We start from the raw sequence: 2754 nt of genomic DNA, 5'->3' as shown, positions 1-2754 counted from the left end.
GTAATCATCCGGCGTAGGCCGCGGCAGGCCTATTTTGGCCTGCTGCGATGGATTTCGATGAGGTTGAGCAGGCTTTCGACGCCGTATTCGGTGAAGGCCATGGTCCCGTCCTCGTGCTGCGGATCGTAGACCCAGATCAGCCCGTCCTCCGGCTCCATGTCGAGCGCGAGATCGGCGAGCCAGTCTTCGTCCTTGTCGAGATCGCGAGCGACGAGCGCCAAGGTCCGGACGGAGTGGACCTTGTTGACGTGCATCGTCAGGCCGCGACTGCTGTGATCGACGGCGCGCGCCAGTTCCACGGCAAAAGCTCGTCGAGCCGGCCTTGGGTCATTCCGGCGATGCGGGCAAGCACGTCGGCGAGCCAGGCCTGTGGATCGACGTCGTTCATCTTCGCTGTCTGGATCAGCGTCGCCATGGCGGCGGCACGCTCGGCGCCGCGATCGGAGCCCGCGAAGAGCCAGGCTTTTCGACCGAGGGCAAAACCTCTGAGCGCCCGCTCGGCGGCATTGTTCGACAGGCAGGCCCGTCCGTCGTCGAGGAACGAGGCAAAGCCGTCCCAGCGCCTGAGCATGTAGTCGATCGGCTTGGCGACGGTCGCCGAGCGCGAGAGCTTGACGCGCTGCTCGCCAAGCCAGGCGCGCAGGTCGTCGACGATCGGGCGGCTGCGCTCCTGCCGGACCTGGCGGCGCTCGTCGGCGTCCAGGCCATTGATCTCGCGCTCGATGGCGAAGAGCGCGTCAATGCGCTTCACCGCCTCCAAGGCGATCGGCGACACGGGCGCGGCGCCAGGCCCGCGCCGTGCGCTCGCGGCGATGTCGGCGAGCTCGAAGAAGCCCCGGCGGGCATGCGACCAACAGAGCGCCGACGTGACCGGCCCGCCCGGACGCGCGGGATCGTACAGCCCGTTGTATCCGCCATAGGCGTCGGCCTGCAGGATGCCGCTCCAAGTCGCGAGGTGCACGTCCGGATGCTCTTGCCGCCGGTCGCGTGAGGCGAAGTAGAGCGCCGCCGGCGGATCGGCGCCGCCGAAGGGCCTGTCGTCGCGCACATAGGTCCAGATCCGGCCCGTGTCGGTCTTGCCCCTGGCGAGGATCGGCACCGTCGTGTCGTCGGCGTGCAGCCTCTGCGCCGCCATGGCGTGCCGGGCGATCAGGTCATGTAACGGCGCCAGCGCCACAGTCGCCGCGCCGACCTGGTCGGCGAGCGTCGAGACGGAGAGGTCGATGCCCTCTCGAAGGTATCTCTCGCTCTGCCGGTTCAGCGGTTGGTGCTGACCGAACTTCTCAAACAGTACCATGGCCAGCAGGTTCGGCCCCACGAAGCCGCGCGGCGTCACATGATAGGGCGCCGGCGGCTGTGTGATCATCTCGCAAGCGCGGCACGTGAACTTCTCCCGCACGGTCTGGATCACCTTCCAGGACCGCGGCACGACCTCCAGGGTCTCCGTCACGTCCTCGCCGAGCTTCGACAGCTTCATCGAGCCGCAGCACGGGCACGATGTCGGTGCTGCGATCACGACCCGCTCGCGCGGCAGATGCTCCGGGAAGGGCTTGCGGACAGGACGACCGCGCGCCCGTACGGGCAGCGATGCCTGGCGCGACATCGCCTCCGCCGCAAGTTCGTCCTCGGTCGCCTTCGATTCGAGCTCCTCGAGCTGAAGCTCCATCTGGTCGATGAGGCGCATCGTGCGCTCCGAGCGCTGACCGTAGAGCTCGCGCTTGAGCTTCTCGATCATCAGCTTGAGATGCACGATCGTCGCCTCGGTCGATGACGCCGCGGCCTTCGCGGTGAGGGCTTCGGCTTGCGCCTCGATACGCGCCTGGCGCTCCGCCAGGATCATCGCATGCGCCGCTGCCAGATCAGTCGGCAGCGTCGGCGGGACGGGCGATTCAGCGGGCGCGTTCACAAGGAGAGGGAATCACATCCGCCAGCAAACACAAGACTCGAAGCTCTATCCGATCGCCGTCGGACGCCAGGTCTCCACCGGATTGCGCCAGTCGATGCCGGAGAGCAGGTAGCCCATCTGAGCGGGCGTGATCGCGAGGACGCCGTCGGCCGGCGACGGCCACAGGAAGCGACCCTTCTCCAAGCGACGCACGTAAAGGCTCGCCGCCTGCCCGTCGTGCCAGATCACCTTCAACAGATCGCCGCGACGCCCGCGGAAGCAGAAGATGTGGCCGCCCAGCGGATCACGCTTCAAGACCTCCTGTGCCACCAGCGCCAGGGAGGCGAACCCCTTCCGCATGTCCGTGTGGCCGGTCGCCAGCCACACCTTCACGCCGACCGGAACCGGGATCACCTGAGCGCCTCAAGGCCGCGTGCGAGGGTCAACACCGTATCGGCATCCACCGCGCCCTCGACTATGATGCGCCGACCGCCGCGCAGCACGATCTCGATCCGCCCCGGCGTCGGCGCGGCGACCGCCAAGGCCGACGGCGCTCCCGCGCCCATCATCCGGGCGTCCTCACGCCGGTCAGTCTCGGACGTCACAATCATCGGGACAAAGCCTGCAGGTGCAGCACTGGGCTCGACGAACAGCGCCCGCCGCCAAGCCAGCAATTGCGAGCGCGCGATCCCATGCCGCCGCGCCGTCGCGGAGATCTGGCGCGGACCGGCCATGCTCTCCAGCACGATCCGCTCCTTCTCGCCCTCGCTCCAGCGGCGACGGCGCCCAGTCTCCACCATGTCGAGGCGGCTCAAGACACTGTCAGTATGGCTGTCCATACTCACAGTGCTCAACGATTTGCGTCACTC

Annotated in this window: 4 protein-coding genes; all 4 read right to left on the bottom strand. The window is 67.7% G+C overall.

Annotated features, from left to right (window positions below; all coding sequences use genetic code 11):
* Positions 1-29 precede the first annotated feature (29 nt).
* The 4 genes from C8P69_RS23285 to tnpA all read right to left on the bottom strand — a co-directional run bounded on the left by C8P69_RS23285 (position 30) and on the right by tnpA (position 2700).
* Positions 30-299 carry a hypothetical protein gene (locus tag C8P69_RS23285; RefSeq protein WP_245902218.1) on the bottom strand — a complete coding sequence of 90 codons (270 nt, stop codon included), beginning with the start codon at positions 297-299 and terminating at the stop codon, positions 30-32.
* Positions 257-1840, bottom strand: a complete 1584-nt coding sequence (gene tnpC, locus C8P69_RS23280; protein ID WP_170118381.1) for an IS66 family transposase — start codon at positions 1838-1840, stop codon at positions 257-259. Before tnpC ends, C8P69_RS23285 begins: the two co-directional genes overlap by 43 nt.
* Positions 1841-1951: 111 nt before the next feature.
* Positions 1952-2299: an IS66 family insertion sequence element accessory protein TnpB gene (gene tnpB / locus C8P69_RS23275; RefSeq protein ID WP_108179805.1), complete on the bottom strand. Its 348-nt coding sequence runs from the start codon at positions 2297-2299 to the stop codon at positions 1952-1954.
* Positions 2296-2700, bottom strand: a complete 405-nt coding sequence (tnpA, locus tag C8P69_RS23270) for an IS66-like element accessory protein TnpA (protein ID WP_342750220.1) — start codon at positions 2698-2700, stop codon at positions 2296-2298. Before tnpA ends, tnpB begins: the two co-directional genes overlap by 4 nt.
* Positions 2701-2754: the final 54 nt, after the last annotated feature.

The sequence above is a fragment of the Phreatobacter oligotrophus genome, from assembly GCF_003046185.1.
Lineage (GTDB): Bacteria > Pseudomonadota > Alphaproteobacteria > Rhizobiales > Phreatobacteraceae > Phreatobacter > Phreatobacter oligotrophus.
The sequence above is the reverse complement of the archived record's forward strand: the minus strand, read 5'-3'. Positions and strand labels throughout refer to the sequence as shown.